Below are 17,558 nucleotides of genomic sequence, written 5' to 3'. Positions count from 1 at the left end.
CCCGGGACACGCCGGAGGAGTCAGCGCAGGGCGTTGCGGATCTGGGCCGAGGCGTCGCGCAGGTAGTCGATGAAGGAGCGCAGCGCCGGGTTGGGATTGGTCGGACGGGTGGCGGCGCCGATCCTGCGATAAAGGCGGGGGCCGTCCAACCTGCACACCTGGATGCCCGAGGCCCTCTGCGCGCCGAGGCTGGGCACCAGCGCCACCCCCAGCCCGGCCCTGACCAGTCCGAGCGTGACCTCGTAGTGGTCGCTGCGGCAGCGGATCATCGGGCTGAACCCCTCCAGCGCGCTGGCACGCTCCAGCACCGAGACCGGGGTGTCGGTGCCGTACGTGGTGATCCACGGCTCGCCGGCCAGGTCGGCGAGCCGTACCCGCTGCCGCTGCCCCGCCGGATGGCCCGGCGGCACGACCAGAAGCTGCGGCTCGTCGAACAGGTGGATGACCTCGACCCCCTCCGGCGGCTTCCAGGGATCGAGCGCGTGCTCGAAGACGACCAGGACGTCCAGCGCGCCGCGCTCCAGGTCGGGCAGGAGCTCGTGCGGCTGGCCGAGCACCAGATCGAGCTCCACGGCGGGATGGCGGGCGGTGAAGGTCGACAGCGCCAGCGGCAGCAACCGGTATCCCGCGGAGGCGAAGAAACCGATCCGCAGTTGCCCGGCGTCGGCCCTGGCCTGCGCCAGCAGATCCTTCTCCGCCGCCTCGATGATGTCGAGCACCTCTTGCGCCCGGGTCGCGAGCCGCCGCCCGGCCGCGGTCAGCCGCAGGCTCTGCGCGCCCCGCTCGACCAGGCCCACGCCGGCCTCCTCCTCCAGCTTGGAGAGCTGGTGGGACACGGCGGAGGGCGAGAGCCGCAGGGTGCGGGCGGCTCCCGCGATGCTCCCCGTCCTGAAGATCTCCAGAAGCACCCGCAGGCGTTGGCTGCTCAGCACCGTTCCAGTATCGGCGTCGGCGAAGCGGCCGGACAGCGGGGGGTCACGGAGCCGTTCCCACCCCGCTCGCCCGGACCGCTCGGCGCCCGCCGGCGGGACGGTGGACGTAGCGGCCCACCGGGTCGCCGACGATCTTGCCGGCGTCGAGCACCCGGTGGCCCCGGACGAAGGTGTCGGTGACCTTAGCGGTCAGCTCGAAACCCTCGAACGGGGTGTACTCCTGGGTCGACTCCGACTCGGCGGCCCGGACGGTCCAGGTCTCGTCCGGGTCGACGAGGCACAGGTCGGCGTCCAGGCCGACCGCGATGGCGCCCTTGGTACGCAGGCCGTAGCGCCTGGCCGGGTTCTGCGAGGTGAGCGCCGTGATCCGGCCGTAGGACAGGCCACGGCGACGGCCCTCGGTGATCATCCCCGGGAGCAGGTACTCGGCCCCGCCGAAGCCCGACTTGGCGACGAAGATGTCATCGCGCGGCTCGCCGAACTTCGTCTCGTCCCGGCAGCAGGCGTGGTCGCTGACCACCCAGTCGACGGTGCCGTCCAGCACGTACTCCCACAGTGCCTCGACGTCCTCTCGGGGCCGCAGCGGCGGGTTGACCTTGCCGCCGAGGCCGTGCGCGGTGGTGATGTCGGCCAGCAGGTGGCCGACCGTCACCTCGCGCCGGAAGTCGATGTGCGGGAACGCGCCGGCCATCCGGACCGCGGCGTCCACCGCCTTCCTGGACGACAGGTGCAGCAGGTTGATGGTGGGCAGGCCGGTCTCGTGGGCCAGGTAGGAGGCGATGGAGACGGCCAGGCCCTCGGAGTGCGGCGGCCGGGAGGCGTGGTAGGCGGCCAGGCCGCTCAGGTCGCCGGCGTCCTCCACCATCTTGGTGTACGCGCTCATGATCTCGGCGGTCTCGCAGTGCAGCGACAGCGAGATCTCGTCGGCCAGGTCGGGGAAGCGCTCCCTGGCCGCCTGCACGCCGCGCATCACGAACTCGAAGTGCGCGTAGTCGTAGCGCTCCCCTGGCGGGATCATCAGGAAGGAGTTCTGGTCGGCGGAGCGGCCGTGCAGGCCGTGACTGCCGTAGAACATGAAGACCTTGAACGAGGTGACGCCGAAGCGCTCGATCAGGTCGGGGATCTCCCCGATGTGGCCGCGCGACATCGGCGCGAGGTGGAAGCCGTAGTCGACGTAGGCGCGGTCGGCGGTGGCGTCGAGCACCTCGGGGAAGAAGTCGGCGTAGTCGCCGCCCTTGTTGAGGTAGTACTGGCCGGTCCGCATGTAGGTCAGCGCGGTGGTGACGCCACCCTGCGCGCTCGCCCTGCTCTCGGAGACGGCGTCCTCGCCCAGCGGGTTGTAGATGCCCCAGTGCTGGTGAGCGTCCACCACGCCGGGGAAGGCGAGCTTGCCGCCGCCGTCGACGACCTCGCGGGCCGCCGAGGTGTCCAGGCCGGGCTCCACCCGGGCGATCCGCCCGTCCTTGATGGCGATGTCCGCCTCGATGGGCTCGTCGCGCTCGTGCGAGACCACGCGGACGTTCTTCACCAGCAGGTCGTACTCAGTCACGGCCGTCTCCTGTCGCGTACTGCGGCTCCGCCACCAGGCGGAGCAGGTCTCCGATGTGGTCCAGCTCGTCGAGCCGTACCACCCGGTCGGTCACGGCGTCCATGGTGGCGGCCGACAGCCGCCCCTCGGCGTTGTCGCGGAACTTCGCCGCCAGCTCGTCCGCCGAGAGCGGCCGCTGGGGGCCGCCCCTGTTGGTGAGCACCTCCTGGCTCCACTCGCGGCCGTCGGTGTCGCGGGCGCGCAGCACCGCGGGGAACTGGTGGGGGAAGATCGCGGTGGCCCGCTCGTCCGCCACCACCTCGACCTTTGCCATGAGGTCCCGGCGGAGCGGGTCGCGGGCCAGTTCGTCGGTGAAGTCCGCCAGCCCCACACCGAGGCCGCCGCCGCCCAGCAGCCCGGCCGCGACCGCGTACGGACCGCTGAACTGCGCCTGATAGCCGGTCTCGGGAGTGCGCTTGCCCTCGATGGGCTCGCCGATCGTCCGGATGACGGGCGCGGGTACGCCAAGCGTCAGGCTCTCCACCCGGGAGGGGTCGAGCCCCTGCTCGCGCAGCCCGATCGCGGCGTCCACCGCGGTGTGCACGAAGTGGTTGGCGGGGTAGGGCTTGAAGAAGATCCCGGGGACCGCCCAGTCGATGCCGAGACCGGAGGTGATCTCCGACGCCTCGTACCGCCCGTGCAGGAACGCCTGGAAGAAGCCGAACCTGCCCTCAAGCACGGTCGGCGGCCCGGTGAAACCGCGCCTGACCAGCTCGGCCGAGGTCACCGCCGACTGCGCCGCCCACCCGCAGTGCAGCCGCTTGACGGTGCCGCCGGTGCGGTTGGCCTCGATGATGCCCGAGGCGGTGGAGGCGGCGACGCCGAGCGCGTCGAGCACACCCTCGCGCGGCAGGCCGAGCAGCACGGCCGCGGCGACGGCGCCGCCCAAGGCGCCGCAGATGGACGTGGCGTGCTGGCCGTGCTCGAAGAACGTCGAGTTGCCGGCCTCGCGGTCGTAGCCCGCCATGCCGACCCGTACGCACACCTCCAGGCCGATCGCGATGGCGTGGATCGTCTCGCGGCCGGACGCCCCGGCCAGCTCGGCGGCGGCCAGCGCGGCCGGGACCACCGAGGCGCTGGGGTGCAGCACCGAGGGCAGGTGGGTGTCGTCATAGTCGAGGGAGTGGGCGAGCACCCCGTTGGCGAGGGCGGCCAGCGGTGCGGGCACCGCGGAGCCGCCGCCCACCACGTGGGCCTGGGGGCGCCCGCCCTGGTCGCGGACGTACTCCACGATGGCGGTGCTGGTCGGCAGCCGGTGCGCGGCCACGCACAGCCCGATCACATCGAGCACGCGCTTGCGGACGCTGTCGACGACGTCGGCGGGCAGCGTCGAGTAGGAGGTGTCGACGGCGAAGTCGGCCAGTTGGCGGCCGAGCGTCGGCTCAGCCACGGCGACCGCCCTGCCCTTCGGCCTCGGCGCCCCGCGCCGGCGGGCGGCCGACCACCGCCAGGGGCCGCACCGGCGAGCCGGTGGCGCCGAAGAGCGCCAGCGGCGACAGCACGAAGGTGAACTCGTGCACACCGTGCAGGGCCGGCTCCTCCAGGTTCATCGTTTCGATGATGTAGACGCCGGACTCCACCAGCAGGACCCGGTGCGCGGGCAGCACGCTGTGCCCCTGGCCCGGGGCCAGGCACTCGAAGGCGATGGTGTCGGCCCCGGCGGCGCGCACCCCGCGCTCGGCCAGCCAGTACGCCCCCGCCTCCCCCACCCCTGGGACGCCGGACTCGGAGCCGATGTAGGCCGTGCGGTCGGGATCGGAGAAACGGCTGCCCCACCCGCTGCGGATCAGCACGACGTCACCGGCCTCGACCTCGGTGCCCTGCTCCCGTACGGCCCTGTCGAGGTCGGCCGGGGTGATCTCGTAGCCCGGCTCGCAGGAGGCCACTCCGAACGCGGCGGGTATGTCGAGCAGCACGCCCCTGCACACCATCGGCGCGACCGTGTGGATGCCGTGGTCGGGGTAGCGGCCCCCGACACAGGCCGCCGCCGCGTCCACGCCGCCGTACAGCCTGCCGTCGTGAGACACGTGGGCCAGCGCGTCGATGTGCGTGCCCACGTGGGTGCCCATGACGAGCATGTCGTTGGCCGCGGACCCACCGTCGGGGCGCACCTTGTCGCCGTGGCGGCGCGGGAGCGTGTGGGTGTACGCGGGGTGGTTGGGCGACTGCGGCATGCCCGCGTAGAACGGGCGGCCCAGGTCGTACACGGTCACGCCGCCGCGTACCGCCTCCAGTAGGGGGTCGCTTACCGTCTCTCCCGGCGAGGTGGCCAGGGTGGTGGATGTGCTCACGTCGTCTCGTCTCTCCCGATGTCCGTCTGTCCCCCCGATCGACGCGTCGCCGCGCCGTCGCGGATCAGGCGATGATCTTTCGTTCTCGTAGGTCGCTCAGGGTCGCGGGGTCGCAGCCCAGCCCCTCGACGAGCACATGCTCCGTGTCGGCTCCCAGGCCGCGGCCGGTGAACCGGATCCGGCCCGGTGTCCGCGACATCCGCCACATCACGTTGTGCATCAGCACGGAGCCAAGGTCGGCGTCGTCGACGGAGGTGAGCATCCCGGTCTCGCGGACGTGGGGATCCTCCACGAGGTCACGGGCGTCGTAGACGGGGGCGACCGCGGCGCCCGCCGAGGTGAACTCCGCGACGACCTCCTCCCGGGTGCGGGCGGCGATCCAGTCGCCGAGCAGCCTGTCCAGCAGCTCCACATGCCGGACGCGGCCCGCGCCGGTGGCGAACCAGGACTCGTCGATCACCTCGGGGTGCCCGACCAGGCGTATCACCCGCTCGGCGATCGTCTGGGCGCTGGTCGAAACCGCCACCCAGTGGCCATCGGAGGTGAGGTAGGTGTTGCGCGGCGCGTTGTTGGTGGAACGGTTGCCGTGCCGGTGTTCGACGATCCCGAGCTGCTGGTAGACGGTCGGCGAGGGGCCGACGGCCGTCATGATGGGCTCCAGCAGGCTCATGTCGACGACCTGCCCGCGCTTTTCCTGGTCGCGCTCGCGCTCCCAGAGCGCCATCATCGTCGCCGAGGAGGCCGCGATGCCGCAGATGCTGTCGGCCAGCCCGAAGGCGGGCAGCGTGGGTGGTCCCTCGGCCTCGCCGGTCAGGTGGGCGAAGCCGCTCATCGCCTCGGCGAGCGTGCCGAACCCGGCCCGCCCCGCGTACGGCCCCGTCTGCCCGAAGCCGGTGATCCTGACGATGACCAGCCCGGGGTTGACCTCGTGCAGCCTGTCGGGACCGAGCCCCCAGCGCTCCAGGGTGCCTGGCCGGAAGTTCTCGATGAGCACGTCGGTGCGTTCCATCAGCCGCAGGAAGAGCGAGGCCCCCTCGGGCGCGGACAGGCTGAGCCCGATCGTCTGCTTGTTGCGGGAGATCTCCTTCCACCACAGCGAGACGCCGTCCTTGGACTCGCCGTGGCCGCGCATGCCGTCGCCCGCCGTCGGATGCTCGATCTTCACCACGCCGGCACCGAAGTCGCCGAGGATCTGAGCGCACAGCGGCCCCGCCAGGATCGTCGAGGCGTCGACGACTCGCAGACCTTCCAATGGCCCGTCGCGCATGCTTACCCCCAGGTCAGAAATGGTTTCATCGATATTCTTCCGGTCTGCTTCCGGTACGGCAGGCCGCCTCCGCCGTCTCACGGAGTGGGTGTCACGCGACCGCCCTCCCCGTCCCGGTCCCGGTCCGCCGTACGGAAGCCGAGGTCGGCCGAGATGTCGGCGGCCGCTGCGGCCACCCACTCCCCCAGCGACTCCCTCCGGCTGCGGGTGAACATGTCCTGCGGCCCGCACACCGACACCGATCCGACGACCTGCCCGGTCGCGCCGCGGAAGGCCGCCGCCACACTCGTCGCCCCCGACTGCCGCTCGCCGAAACTGACGGCGTAGCCGAGGGTGCGAATCCGGATGATCTCCTCGCCCAGCGCGGTCGTGGAGGTGATCGTGGCGTCGGTGACGCTGTCGAGGCGGTGGTGGGCCACGTAGTCGTCCACCTCCGCGTCGGGCAGCGCCGCGAGGATCGCCTTGGAGGAGGAGCCCGCGTGCAAGGGGTGGCTGGTGCCCAGCGCCACCGACATGCGGATCTCCTGTGAGGAGAGGACCTGGTCGACGTAGACCCGCGACCAGCCCTGGCGGAGCGAGAGCGTCGCCGTCTCGCCCGTCCGCTCGGCCAGCGCCACCAGGTGGCGGTGGGCGACGGCCGGCACGTCGAGTTCGCGCATGGCGGCCAGGCCGACGCTCAGCGCCCCGGGGCCGAGACGGTAGAGCTTCCTGTCCTCGTCGAAGCTCAGGAACTGGCCGGTCACCAGCTCCCGCAGTATGCGGTGCGCCACGGCCTTGGGCAGGCCGGTCTGCCGCGCGATGGTGGAGACACCCTGGGGCTGGGGCGATCTGCCGATGACATCGATCACGGCGAGAACCCGCGCGATACCGGAGCGGGAGCGTTCGGGCTCCCGGTCCTCTCCGATGTCATCGGTGGTCATGGTTTCCTCGGTTGGTCGGGGCGCACGCGGCGGGCGGCACGTAAGGGGGGAAGATCATGTGAATGTCATAGGGCAACGCTGTCCTAAGGAGCGCCGAGAACCTCGATCGTGACGTCAGCGTTACCCCGGACCGCGTTGGAGTAGGGGCACATGCCGTCGGCGATGCCGACGAGCCGCTCCAGGTCCGCCTGCGGAACGTGCGGCGCGGCGATCCTGAGCGCGGCGGCGATCGCGTACTTCCCGCCGGGCACGGAGCCGAGCGTCACCGACGTGGTGACGCTCACCGGGTCGAGGCCGATCCGCTCGCGCCGCGCCACCATCGCCAGTGCGCTGGCGAAGCAGGCGCCGTACCCAGCGGCGAAGAGCTCCTCGGGGTCGGTTCCGGTGTCGCCTGGCGTGCGGGCCGCGGGCCGGGTGAGAGCGAGGTCCAGCGAGCCGGTGAGCGAGCGCGCGCTGCCCGCGCGACCGCCCTGGACCTCGACGGTCGCGGTGTAGAGCGGCTTGAACGCGGCGTCCGGCTGCGCGGCCCGGTGTGCCAGTACGTGCTCGGCCACCGCCCTGGCGAAGATCTCCGGCTGTTCCTCGGCGACGAAGTCGGTGCCGCCGGGGATGCTGACCAGCGGCACGCCCGGCAGCGCCGCCTGGACGACGTCGTTCATCCTGGCCACGACGTCGTCGCCGCCATGCAGCAGCAGCATGGGGATGCCGGCGAGCGCGGCGGTGTCCAGGCGGTGGTCGAAGACCGCGCGGTAGGCGACCGCGTAGTCGGGGCCCACGCTGAGATACTCGGCGACCTGGCGGCTGGCCGACTCCGCTGAGATCCTCGGGTAGAGCCAGTGGACCCGCTCCCAGATCGTCGACAGGTGGCCGCCGTCGTGGGCGAGCTCGTAGCCCGGCGCGTAGGAGGCCTTCTTCTCCTCGCGCTCGGCGTCGTCGTACAGCGGCAGCCCCTGGAAGATCAGGCCGTTCACCCGCTCACGGGCGGTGAGCGCCGCCTCGGCGGCGACCACGGCGCCGGTGTGCTGCCCGAGCAGGTGCACCTTCCCCAGGCCGAGGGCGTCGGCGATCCGCCACGTCGCCGCCGCGTAGTCGGGGATGGACCACTGCTCACCGGGCGCGTCCGACATCCCGAAGCCGGGGGTGTCGACCGCGACGACGTGCAGGCCGTGCGCGGCGAGGGCGGCGAGGGCGGGCTCGTAGGTCGCCGACGACAGCGGCGACTGGTGCAGGATGAGCAGCGGGACCGCCGAGGGGTCGCCCGCGCGCCGGTAGTGGACCTGGCCCCAGGGCAGGTCGAGGTAGCCGCGCTCGGAGGCACCGCGCAGGTGGGTGGCGCTCATCGGTCCACCGCCATCGCGGCCATGACCTCGACGACGTGCTTGATACCCCTGCGGTAGTCCTCCACAAGAATGTTCTCGTTGGGGCCGTCGACCCCGGAGTCGGCGCGCGAGACGCCGACTCCGACGATCGGGCGCCCACCCATGACACCCTGGTTGCCGATCCACTGCGTGTACGGCTCGATGACGGGCTCGGCGCCGTAGACGCGGCGGGCCGCGTCGGCGACCAGCGACACGAACGGATCGCGGTGGTCGGTGATGCTCGGGCTGCTGGTGGCCATGACCTCGATCGCGATGTCACCGAAGCCGCCGTCGGCCAGGTGCTTGCCGACGACCCGCAGCACCCGCTCGGGGTCCTGCCCGGCGACCAGGCGGATCTCCACCTTGGCGACGGCGGTGGCCGGGATGCCGAGGGTGATGTCGTCACGGTTGTCGCCCCCGGTGATGCCGGCGACGGTCAGGGTGGGCCTGGTGCGGATCTCGACCGCCGCCTGGGCGTCGTCGAGGCCGCCGATGAAGGAGTCGACTCCGGCCCTGGCGCGCAGGAAGTCGCCGTCGAAGTGCAGCTGGGCCAGCAGCTCCCGCTCCTCGTCGGTGGGGACTCTCGCGTCGTCGGCGAAGCCCTCCACGGTGACGGTGCCGTCGGGACGCTGCAGGCTCGCCAGCGCCGTGGCCAGGCGGGTGGTCGCCGACGGGAGCAGCACGGTGTTCTGGCTGGTCAGCTCACGCGTCAGTGTGGTGGCGGTCAGCCTGAGGTAGAGCACACCCTTCTCGCTGAGCTTGAGCAGCGGCCTGCCCTGGGCGTCGGTCCAGGAGTTCTCCCACAGGGTGCCGTCGCTCGCCAGCCGGTCGGCGTGCGCGCGGACGAACGAGCCGAGGCCGGGACTGTGCAGCCACTGCTTGCCCTCCATGATGTAACGGCTGGTGACCGGCGCCTCCTGGCCGGACAGCCACCACACGGCCGCGGCGTGGACGCGCGACATGAGGGCGCCCTTGTCGTCGGCGACGCCTCGCGCGTACAGCCGCCCATCGTGGATCTCCGCCGCGTACGGCGGGCTGATCCACCGCTCCTCGTCTCCGGTCGGCTCCACCTCGACGTCGTAGTGGTTGAAGTGCAGCAGGGCGGGCTCGCCGCCGCCGATCTCGCCCAGCACGTACGGGTGGGAGTGTTCCCAGGGGATGACCTCGGCGGTGCCGCCCCAGCGGCCGATCGAGGCGGCGAGGAACTCGGCGGTGGCCACCATCTGGTCGGGTTCCTGGCGGCGGCTGCGGATCCGGCAGAGCTGCCGCAGCTCCTCGACGAAGGTGTCGAGGTGTGCGTCGACGGCGGCCAGCGCGGCGGTGACGTCTGGTTTGGGCATGGGGTGCTCCTCGCGAGGGTCTGCCGGTTGTCAGTGGATGGTCACTCCGCCGTCGACGTAGACCGTCTGGCCTGTCGTCATGGCGGCGGCGGAGCTGAGCAGGAAGGCGACCGCGTTGGCGACGTCTCCGGGGCCGGCCATCCGCCCCAGGGGGATGGTGGCCAGCTTGTCCTGCATGTACGCCGAGCTGGCCCGGACGTCGACGGTCATGTCCGTGGGCACGATCGTGGGTCCGACGGCGTTGACACGGATGCCGTCGGGGGCCCACTCCAGGGCGAGCACCTTGGCCATGTGCATCACCCCGGCCTTGCTGACGCAGTAGCCGAGGGTGTCCAGGACCGCGATGTGACCGTTGGTCGAGCCGATGTTCACCACACTCGCGGTGCTCTCGCCGCCCGGCCTGCCCGCGTCGCGCAGTGCCGGGTAGGCGGCCTGGGACATGCGGAAGGTGCCGGTGAGGTTGACGTCGAGGACGTCTGTGAAGTCGTCCTCGCTCATCGTGACCGCCGGCCCACGCCGTACGATGCCCGCGTTGTTGACCAGGTGGTCGAGGCGGCCGTGCGCGGCGAGCACCTCGGCGACCAACGCGCGGCAGGACTCCGCCGAGCGGACGTCGACGTGGTGGCGGGTGTGCCCGTCGCTCTCGGGCAGCGGCGCCTGCCAGTCGTCGCCGGAGGTCACGTCGGCCTGGGCCACGCGGGCGCCGCGGGCCGCGAGGGTGGCGGCGATCGCCGCGCCGATGCCCTTGCCCGCGCCGGTGACCAGCGCCACCCTGCCGTCGAAGCGGTTCGGATCGCTCATGCGCCGATCACCCGGCTGTCCTCGGCCCAGAAGGCGAAGCGCCGCTGGGCGAGACGGATCAGGGAGTGCGCGATGAGGCCGAGCACGGAGAGCACCACCAGGACCGCGAACATCCCGGAGATGTCGAAGTTGTAGTTGGTCTGCAGGAGCAGGTAGCCCAGGCCCTCCTTGGCGCCGATGAACTCGCCGACGACCGCGCCGAGGATGGCGAAGACGATCCCGATGTCGAGCCCGGCGAAGATGAAGGGCAGCGCGCTCGGCAGCCGGACCATCCGGAACACCTGGAATTTGCCCGCGCCGAACACGGTCAGCATCTGGATCCGGTCGGCGTCGGCCGAGCGCAGCCCCTCGATGACGTTGACCAGCATCGGGAAGAAGGAGATGACCGCCGCCATGACGATCTTGCTGGTCATGCCGAAGCCGAACCAGACGACGAACAGCGGTGCCAGGGCGACCTTCGGCACCGTCTGGAAGGCGACGATGTAGGGCATGAGCGTGCGCTCGGCCAGCCGCACCTGCGAGATCAGCGTGCCCAGCACCATCGCCGCGCCGACGCCGATCACGAAGCCGACCAGGGACTCCTGGAGCGTGACCAGCAGGTGCGACCAGAACTGGTCGTCGGTGAGCTGGGTGCCCAGCGAGGCGACGATCTGCGAGGGCCGGGGCAGCACGTAGTCGTCGATGCCGAGGGGCTGCACCAGGAACTCCCAGGCGAGCACCACGATCAGGAAGACCCCGGGAACCATGATGAGCTCGGGGCGTTCGCGCAGGTCGAACCCGCTCAGGCGGTTCTTCTTCCGTGCCGGGCCCGGCGGACGGGCGGGGCGGCCGTCAGTGGCCTTGGTCATTGTCATGGTGTGTACCTCGTCAGTCGATGACGCCGGCGGCGTTGAAGTGCTGGCGGATTCGCGACACGTAGACCCCGGCGCGGTCGGAGGACATGACGCTGAGATCGCGGGGGCGCCCCAGCTCGATCGGGACGATCTCGGCGATCCGCCCGGGGCGGGAGCTGAGCACGATGACCCGGTCGGACAGGAACACCGCCTCGGGGATGGAGTGGGTGACCAGGACGACGGTCTTGCCGCTCTCCTTCCAGATACGCAGCAACTCGACGTTCATGTACTCCCTGGTCATGGCGTCCAGGGCACCGAAGGGCTCATCCATGAGCAGTACGGACGGGTCGTGCACCAGGGCCCGGCAGATCCCGGCGCGCTGCTGCATGCCGCCGCTGAGCTCATGGGGGTACTTGTCGCCGAAGCCGTCCAGGCCGACCATGTTCAGCAGGTTCCTGGCCTGCTCGCGGTAGACGGCCGCGTCGAGTCTCTGCACCTCGACGGGGACCATCACGTTCTCCAGGATGGTGCGCCAGGGCAGCAGGGTCGCGGCCTGGAAGACCATGCCCACCTCGGGGAGCGGCTTGGTCACGTCCCGTCCCGCGACGCGGACGACGCCCTCGCTCCTGGGGATCAGCCCGGCAAGGATCTTCAGCAGGGTGGTCTTACCGCATCCGGAGGGCCCGACGACGGAGATGAACTCCCCCCGCCTGACGGTGAAGCCGATGTCGGACAGCGCATGGGTGGGCTCCGACCTGCGGGGCCGGTACAGCTTCTGCAGGCCGGCCACCTCGATCCACGCGTCTTCGTCCACCGGTGCCGATGCGGCGGTGGCCTGGCGGCGGCCGGGGGTCCTGATGGCCATCGGCCCTCCTCTTCGATGCTCGGGTGTGTCGGTCGTGGTCGCCGGTCGCTCCGGCCCTGATCCACTTCTGGCGGTGCGGCCCCGGGTCACCCGGGGCCGCATACTCCGGGGTGTGCGGCCACGGGTCACCTCGGGCGTACGCCTCGGGTTACTTCGGGCTGTAGGCCTTGGCCTTGGAGACCACCGCGGCGGAGTCGAACTCGTTGGCCGCGGGCAGCAGGCTCGCGTCCCAGACGTCGGCGATCACCGGGTCCTTGGTGATCTGCCCGGCGCCCTTGGTGTAGGCGGCGGTCTTCGTCCACTCCTGGTCGCTGATCGCACCCCAGTCCGCGAAGGTCTCCGGCTCGCCGGTGGTGGGGGTCGAGGTCTTCAGCCACGCCGCCATGACCTTGGTGTCGTCGGCGATCCGGTCTTCGGCGGACTTGCCCGCCAGGATCTGCGGGAAGACCTGGTAGCCGATGCGGGTGGCGGCCTCGGTGTTGACCGCGGAGAAGAGCATGCCCTGGTAGCCGGCGCGCAGGAAGCGGGTCAGCACGTCCTTCTTCTCGTCGAAGGTGTCCTTGCGCACGGCGAAGGTGATGGAGCGGATCCCCTGGAACATGTCCGGGTTGGGGAGATACTCGTAGGTGACGCCGGAGTTCTCGATCGTGGCGTACGCCTGGGTGTAGAGCGCGAGCGCGTCCACCTGGCCGCTGCTGATCGCGCCGGCGGCCTGCGCGCCCACGCCGACGGGCAGCAGCTCGACGTCCTTCTCCGGGTCCAGCCCGGCCTCGCGGACGTAGCCCCGCGCGTACGGGCTGGAACCCGACGCCAGGCTGATGACACCGATCTTTTTGCCCTTGAGGTCGGCGCCGCTCTTGATATCGCTGCCCGGCTTGACCGCCATGACCCACGGCCAGTTCTGCACCAGGCCGCCGATCGCCTTGACCGGTACGCCCTTCTCCGCCGCGGCGAGGATCGAGCCCGCGTCGGCGGCGGTGATGTCGGCGCTGCCGGACGCGACGGCCTGGATGGCGGCCACGGACCCGTCGGTGTTGATGGTCTCGACGTCCAGGTTCTGCTCGTCGAAGAAGCCCTGGTCCTTGGCCACCGCGTAGGCGGCGACCTCCTCCTTGGGGCCGATGACCGCCGAGGCGATGGCGAAGGTGATCTTTCCTCGGGCGGCCTGGGCACCATCGGCGCCCTCGGGTGCGGCGGTGTCGCCTCCACCGCAGCCGGCCAGCATGGTCAGTGTCGCGACGGTGAGGGCGCCAACGCCCAGTCGCAGGGATTTCTTCACGTACGGCACCTCTATCAAACCAATGGGGTGGGGGGTGTCAGACCGGGGAGGGGGAACCCGGCCTCGGTGAGGTCGTTGTAGACGTGCTGCTCGGCGATGAGACCGTCGCGGATGACGAACACGTCCACGTATCGGATGCCGGAGAAGGGGGCTCCGGCCAGGTCCTCGCCGTACAGGGTGCCCAGGGAGGTGACGACGGTGGCGTCGTCGTCACCCTCACCCTCGAAGTACCGTTCGCGGTTCTTGCGCACCCACAGGTAGCGGCCACCTGCGCCGGCGACCATCTCCGGCAGTGAGGTGAAGACCAGGTCCCCGGGAAAGACGAGCCGCACCCCCGGCGCGAGGAGCCTGGCGGCCTCGTCGAGGTCGCGGTCCTCGCACAGTCGCAGGTAGTGGTCGACGAGCTTGGCCGCCGTGCCGGTAGCCATCAGCCGGCCTTGGCCGCCAGGGCGGCCTCCCACTGGTCGCGCAGCGGGTGCTCGGCGGGACCGCTCTCCGCGATGATCCTGATCAGGCGGTTCATCATCGCGTCGCGCTGGCGCTCCAGGATCCGGCGCTCCGCCTCGTCGGGTACCAGGGAGTCGAGCTCTCCCTCGGCGACGACGCCGTGGCGGACCAGCAGCGCCTCCAGGCCGTGCAGCCGCTGGTTGGCGACGTGCAGGTCGGTGCTGAGCTGCAGGGCCAGGTCGAGCAGCTTGCCAAGGTGACGGTCGCGGAAGTAGTCGAATTCGTCGCTCATCAGTTCTCCGGCTTGTTCGCGGCGAGAGCCGCCCACGGGAAGTGCCATTCGCGCCGGTCGCCCCAGCCCTCGGGGCGCACACCGTCGTTGCGCTCGTCGAACGGTGACCAGGACGTGTCGGTCAGACCGGCCTCGCGGCAGAACTCCAGGAGGTCGGAGGCGAACAGGTCATGGAAGAAGGGCTCGTTGTTGCGCTCGGCGTGCTCGAAGATCGTCGCGTCCCTGAACGGGTCACCGGTCGGCTGGAACTCCAGGAAGCGGAGCGCCCCACCGGGCCGCAGCAGGCGTGCGGCCTCCTGGATGGTCTCCTTCACGGCCTGGGCGGGCATCTCGTGCAGCACCATCGTGCCGGTGACCACGTCGCAGGAGCCGTCCGGCAGACCGGTCGCCCTGCCGTCACCCTGGAGGTAGGTGATCGCGACGCCCTCGGCCTCGGCCTCGGCGTGCGCCAGGCGCAGACCGGGGGCGGCGAAGTCGATGCCGATGACCTCGGCCTGCGGGTAGCGGTTCGCGAGCGGGCGGGTGCTCTTGCCGAAGCCGCAGCCGATGTCGACCACGCGGGCCGCGTCCGGCAGGTCGGGCAACGCGGTCTGGGTGAACAGCTGGTGGAACTTGTAGCCGTCGTTGTCGCGCAGCATGACGATCCGCGCGCCGAACTCGTAGACGTACGCGGACAGGTCGTCAGAGAAGAATCCGCCGGGCTGGATGTGGATGTCGAAGTCGGTGTACCAGTCCGGCAGCTCGACCTCGGCATTCAGGGTGAGCTTGCCCTTCGGCGCCTCCACCTCGCCCAGCTGGTCGATCAGGTCGTCACGGCGGCTGATGACGGCGTCGCCGGCGGTCTTCCACAGCATCTTCTGCTGCACCCGCTCAAGGTGGCTGAACCACGAGTAGAGGTTCAGGTTACGGAAACGCTCGCCGGCCTCCTCCACGGTCCGCGCGGGAGCGCCGCCGGCGCGGTACTCCTCGGCGAGAGCGGGGTAGAGCGTGTCAGCCCACCTCTTGCGCATCGCCAGGATGTAGTCCACGGTGGAGCGTTCATCGAAGGTCAGGCGATCCTCGATATCGATCATGGTTCTCCTTCCAGGGGTCGAGCGGTGCCCTTCTCCGGTGCCGCATCGGGGCCGACGGGGAACGGTGGCAATGTGGTCGAGGCGTGGTTCAGTGGGCGCGGGCCAGCGCGGTCGCGCCACTGACGGCATCGGTCAGGAAGGTGCCGGCGAGCCTTCCCTCGTAGACCGCCTCCAGCGCGGTCCGCGGCGCGTTGGCGTCGCCGACGACGTGCACGCGGGGGGCCTCGGACAGGGCGTCGAGTTCGCGGTAGAGCTCGTCCACGGCGGTGGGGGTGCCCGCGTCGACGATCGCGGTCACGCCCGGCAGGGTCTCCACATCGCCGCACAGGGTGTCGCGGAGGGTGAGCAGGCCCCCCTCGACGCCCTGCGGGACGCGCAGCGGGTGGACCTTGACACCCAGCTCGCCGAAGCGGTGGGTGAGCGCGAGCCTGGAGTACGTGGTGATGCGGGCGGAAAGCGAGGCGGTCGGGGAGAGCAGGTGCACCTTCGCCCCCAGCCCGGCCAGGTGCTCGGCGATCGACGCGGCGGGCCAGGCCCCCTCGTCGTCGCGGACGACGACGGTGCCGCGCAGCGGCGAGGCCGGGTCGTCCAGGGAGGCGACCGCCTGCCACAGGTCGAACACCGGGGGCCCGCCCGGCAGCTCCCGCCGCCGGGGCCGCGAGCCCGTCGCCACGATGACGTCGTCGACGCCCTCGTGGCGACCTCCCGCGAGGAGGTCCGCTGCCTCGACGCGGTGCCCCAGCAGGATCGTGATCTGCTCGGTGGCGACGTCCCGGCTGAGTTCCGAGGTGAGCAGCGCGAGGCGCTCCCTGCCCGGCACCCGGGCGGCGATCGCCACCTGGCCGCCCAACTCGGGGCCGGCCTCGGCGAGCGTCACCTCGTGGCCGGCGCGCCGGGCCGACAGTGCCGCCTCCATGCCCGCGGGACCGCCGCCGACGACGAGGACCCGGCGAGGACGGGCACCGGCGAGCGGCGGCTCCGCCCTCATCCGCCGCCACTCCCGCTCGGCACCGACCTCGGGGTTGACCACGCAGGAGATCGGCAGGCTGCTCTCCAGCCGCCCGATACAGCCCTGGTTGCAGGCCAGGCACGAGCGGGACTCGTGCGAGCGGCCCTCCATCGCCTTGCGGACCAGGTGGGGATCGGCGATGTGCGGCCGCGCCAGCCCCACCAGGTCGGCCTCACCGGAGGTGACCAGCTCGACGGCCTCGGGAAGGCTGTCGAGCCGGCACACCGCGAGCACGGCCAGGTCGGGGAAGCTCCACTTGAACAGCGCCGCGTGGTGCCGGAACGGCGCGTGGCCGAAGCTCATGTCGGCCATCTGCGTCGCCAGCGAGTAGCTGCCGTGGTAGGCCGAGTGGCTGACGTGCACGTAGACGAGCGGGAACTCACCGCGCAGGAGCCCGACGACCTCCAGCATGTCCTGCGGCGTCAGACCGCCGGGCAGGAACTCGTCGGCGCTGATCCGCAGCCCCACCGGCAGGTCCGGCGCCTGCCGGGTCACCGAGGCGAGCACCTCGCGGGTGAGCCTGAGACGCCCGTCGAGGTCACCTCCGTAGCCGTCGGTCCTGGTGTTGGTGACCGGCGAGAGGAACTGCTGGAGCAGGTGGCCGTGGCCGAGGTGGACTTCCACGCCGTCGTACCCGGCCTGGGCCATGCGGTGGGCGGCCGCGCCGAACGCGTCGACGACCGTGGCGATGTCGCCGTGTCCCATCGCGTGCGGGACGTGCGCCCCGGCGGCCCACGGCACGTCGGCCGCCGACCAGGCCGCGGTGCGGGTCGCGTCGCCGGAGGCCTGCCGCCCCGCGTGCATGATCTGGGCGAAGATCCGCGCCCCCTCGGCGTGCACGGCCTCCGCGACCTCGGCGTAGGCCGGAATGGAGGAGTCGTCGAAGCTACCGAGGCTGATGTGCCTTCCGGCGCTGGTGGGATGGACCCGCACCGCCTCGGTGATGATCAGCCCCACCCCGCCTCTGGCACGTTCCAGGTGGTAGGCGGTGTGCCGGGCGGTCGGGCGGTTGTCCAGGCCGAAATTGGTGGTGTGGCCAGGCACGAACACCCGGTTGCGCAGTGACACCGGCCCCAGCCTGACGGGCGAGAACAGCGGCCCCGGATCCGGCATCGTCGCCCTTTCCCTCTCTCGGTGGCATGAGTGTGACCCTGGGAACCCATCAAGTCCCCATCGTTCCGGTCAGCGGTACGGCGTTCAGATGAACCGAACGGCGTGGAACGAACAGTAAGGAGTGACAAAGGGGGAGTCAATGGTTGATTT

16 protein-coding genes are annotated in these 17,558 nt (G+C 71.2%); all 16 read right to left on the bottom strand.

Annotated elements, in window-relative coordinates:
* Positions 1 to 20 precede the first annotated feature (20 nt).
* The 16 genes from OIE13_RS07450 to OIE13_RS07375 all read right to left on the bottom strand — a co-directional run bounded on the left by OIE13_RS07450 (position 21) and on the right by OIE13_RS07375 (position 17,408).
* Positions 21 to 932 (bottom strand): LysR family transcriptional regulator, encoded by a 912-nt coding sequence (locus OIE13_RS07450; protein WP_326641677.1) that lies wholly within the window; start codon positions 930 to 932, stop codon positions 21 to 23.
* Between the two features lie 43 nt (positions 933 to 975).
* Complete coding sequence (locus OIE13_RS07445) at positions 976 to 2,481, bottom strand: dihydroorotase (RefSeq protein WP_326641679.1); 1,506 nt, start codon at positions 2,479 to 2,481, stop codon at positions 976 to 978.
* On the bottom strand, positions 2,474 to 3,910 hold the full coding sequence (locus tag OIE13_RS07440; protein WP_326641681.1) for an MmgE/PrpD family protein: 1,437 nt from the start codon (positions 3,908 to 3,910) through the stop codon (positions 2,474 to 2,476). The genes OIE13_RS07445 and OIE13_RS07440 overlap by 8 nt, the downstream gene beginning before the upstream one ends.
* Positions 3,903 to 4,811: a cyclase family protein gene (locus OIE13_RS07435; protein WP_326641683.1), complete on the bottom strand. Its 909-nt coding sequence runs from the start codon at positions 4,809 to 4,811 to the stop codon at positions 3,903 to 3,905. The genes OIE13_RS07440 and OIE13_RS07435 overlap by 8 nt, the downstream gene beginning before the upstream one ends.
* Positions 4,812 to 4,875: 64 nt before the next feature.
* The gene (locus OIE13_RS07430) at positions 4,876 to 6,078 is read right to left on the bottom strand and encodes a CaiB/BaiF CoA transferase family protein (RefSeq protein WP_326641685.1); all 1,203 of its coding nucleotides are present in this window, start codon (positions 6,076 to 6,078) and stop codon (positions 4,876 to 4,878) included.
* 77 nt (positions 6,079 to 6,155) lie between these two features.
* Positions 6,156 to 6,998: an IclR family transcriptional regulator gene (locus OIE13_RS07425; RefSeq protein ID WP_326641688.1), complete on the bottom strand. Its 843-nt coding sequence runs from the start codon at positions 6,996 to 6,998 to the stop codon at positions 6,156 to 6,158.
* An 83-nt stretch (positions 6,999 to 7,081) separates the two neighbouring features.
* A complete protein-coding gene (locus OIE13_RS07420) occupies positions 7,082 to 8,338 on the bottom strand; it encodes an Ohr family peroxiredoxin (RefSeq protein ID WP_326829780.1) in 1,257 nt (418 codons plus the stop codon).
* On the bottom strand, positions 8,335 to 9,696 hold the full coding sequence (locus OIE13_RS07415; RefSeq protein ID WP_326641692.1) for a M20/M25/M40 family metallo-hydrolase: 1,362 nt from the start codon (positions 9,694 to 9,696) through the stop codon (positions 8,335 to 8,337). The genes OIE13_RS07420 and OIE13_RS07415 overlap by 4 nt, the downstream gene beginning before the upstream one ends.
* Positions 9,697 to 9,726: 30 nt before the next feature.
* Positions 9,727 to 10,497 (bottom strand): SDR family NAD(P)-dependent oxidoreductase, encoded by a 771-nt coding sequence (locus OIE13_RS07410; protein ID WP_326641694.1) that lies wholly within the window; start codon positions 10,495 to 10,497, stop codon positions 9,727 to 9,729.
* Positions 10,494 to 11,345: an ABC transporter permease gene (locus OIE13_RS07405; RefSeq protein ID WP_326641696.1), complete on the bottom strand. Its 852-nt coding sequence runs from the start codon at positions 11,343 to 11,345 to the stop codon at positions 10,494 to 10,496. Before OIE13_RS07405 ends, OIE13_RS07410 begins: the two co-directional genes overlap by 4 nt.
* A 19-nt stretch (positions 11,346 to 11,364) precedes the next feature.
* Positions 11,365 to 12,195, bottom strand: coding sequence for an ABC transporter ATP-binding protein (locus OIE13_RS07400; RefSeq protein ID WP_326641698.1), 831 nt, complete (start codon positions 12,193 to 12,195; stop codon positions 11,365 to 11,367).
* A 148-nt stretch (positions 12,196 to 12,343) separates the two neighbouring features.
* On the bottom strand, positions 12,344 to 13,474 hold the full coding sequence (locus OIE13_RS07395) for an ABC transporter substrate-binding protein (RefSeq protein ID WP_326641701.1): 1,131 nt from the start codon (positions 13,472 to 13,474) through the stop codon (positions 12,344 to 12,346).
* 14 nt (positions 13,475 to 13,488) lie between these two features.
* Positions 13,489 to 13,902, bottom strand: a complete 414-nt coding sequence (locus tag OIE13_RS07390) for a nuclear transport factor 2 family protein (RefSeq protein WP_326641703.1) — start codon at positions 13,900 to 13,902, stop codon at positions 13,489 to 13,491.
* Complete coding sequence (locus tag OIE13_RS07385; protein ID WP_326641705.1) at positions 13,902 to 14,213, bottom strand: hypothetical protein; 312 nt, start codon at positions 14,211 to 14,213, stop codon at positions 13,902 to 13,904. Before OIE13_RS07385 ends, OIE13_RS07390 begins: the two co-directional genes overlap by 1 nt.
* Positions 14,213 to 15,286, bottom strand: coding sequence for a class I SAM-dependent methyltransferase (locus OIE13_RS07380; protein WP_326641707.1), 1,074 nt, complete (start codon positions 15,284 to 15,286; stop codon positions 14,213 to 14,215). Before OIE13_RS07380 ends, OIE13_RS07385 begins: the two co-directional genes overlap by 1 nt.
* An 88-nt stretch (positions 15,287 to 15,374) precedes the next feature.
* Positions 15,375 to 17,408, bottom strand: a complete 2,034-nt coding sequence (locus tag OIE13_RS07375; protein ID WP_326641709.1) for an oxidoreductase — start codon at positions 17,406 to 17,408, stop codon at positions 15,375 to 15,377.
* Between the last annotated feature and the right edge of the window lie 150 nt (positions 17,409 to 17,558).

This window comes from Streptosporangium sp. NBC_01810 (assembly GCF_035917355.1).
Classification (GTDB): domain Bacteria; phylum Actinomycetota; class Actinomycetes; order Streptosporangiales; family Streptosporangiaceae; genus Streptosporangium.
The sequence above is the reverse complement of the archived record's forward strand: the minus strand, read 5'-3'. Positions and strand labels throughout refer to the sequence as shown.

Excerpts from the sequence above, each read along its gene's own strand:
- OIE13_RS07400 (WP_326641698.1), bottom strand. The coding sequence starts at position 12,195 with ATGGCCATCAGGACCCCCGGCCGCCGCCAGGCCACCGCCGCATCGGCA.
- OIE13_RS07375 (WP_326641709.1), bottom strand. The coding sequence starts at position 17,408 with ATGCCGGATCCGGGGCCGCTGTTCTCGCCCGTCAGGCTGGGGCCGGTG.
- OIE13_RS07425 (WP_326641688.1), bottom strand. The coding sequence starts at position 6,998 with ATGACCACCGATGACATCGGAGAGGACCGGGAGCCCGAACGCTCCCGC.
- OIE13_RS07410 (WP_326641694.1), bottom strand. The coding sequence starts at position 10,497 with ATGAGCGATCCGAACCGCTTCGACGGCAGGGTGGCGCTGGTCACCGGC.
- OIE13_RS07420 (WP_326829780.1), bottom strand. The coding sequence starts at position 8,338 with ATGAGCGCCACCCACCTGCGCGGTGCCTCCGAGCGCGGCTACCTCGAC.
- OIE13_RS07415 (WP_326641692.1), bottom strand. The coding sequence starts at position 9,696 with ATGCCCAAACCAGACGTCACCGCCGCGCTGGCCGCCGTCGACGCACAC.
- OIE13_RS07385 (WP_326641705.1), bottom strand. The coding sequence starts at position 14,213 with ATGAGCGACGAATTCGACTACTTCCGCGACCGTCACCTTGGCAAGCTG.
- OIE13_RS07380 (WP_326641707.1), bottom strand. The coding sequence starts at position 15,286 with ATGATCGATATCGAGGATCGCCTGACCTTCGATGAACGCTCCACCGTG.
- OIE13_RS07390 (WP_326641703.1), bottom strand. The coding sequence starts at position 13,902 with ATGGCTACCGGCACGGCGGCCAAGCTCGTCGACCACTACCTGCGACTG.
- OIE13_RS07405 (WP_326641696.1), bottom strand. The coding sequence starts at position 11,345 with ATGACCAAGGCCACTGACGGCCGCCCCGCCCGTCCGCCGGGCCCGGCA.
- OIE13_RS07430 (WP_326641685.1), bottom strand. The coding sequence starts at position 6,078 with ATGCGCGACGGGCCATTGGAAGGTCTGCGAGTCGTCGACGCCTCGACG.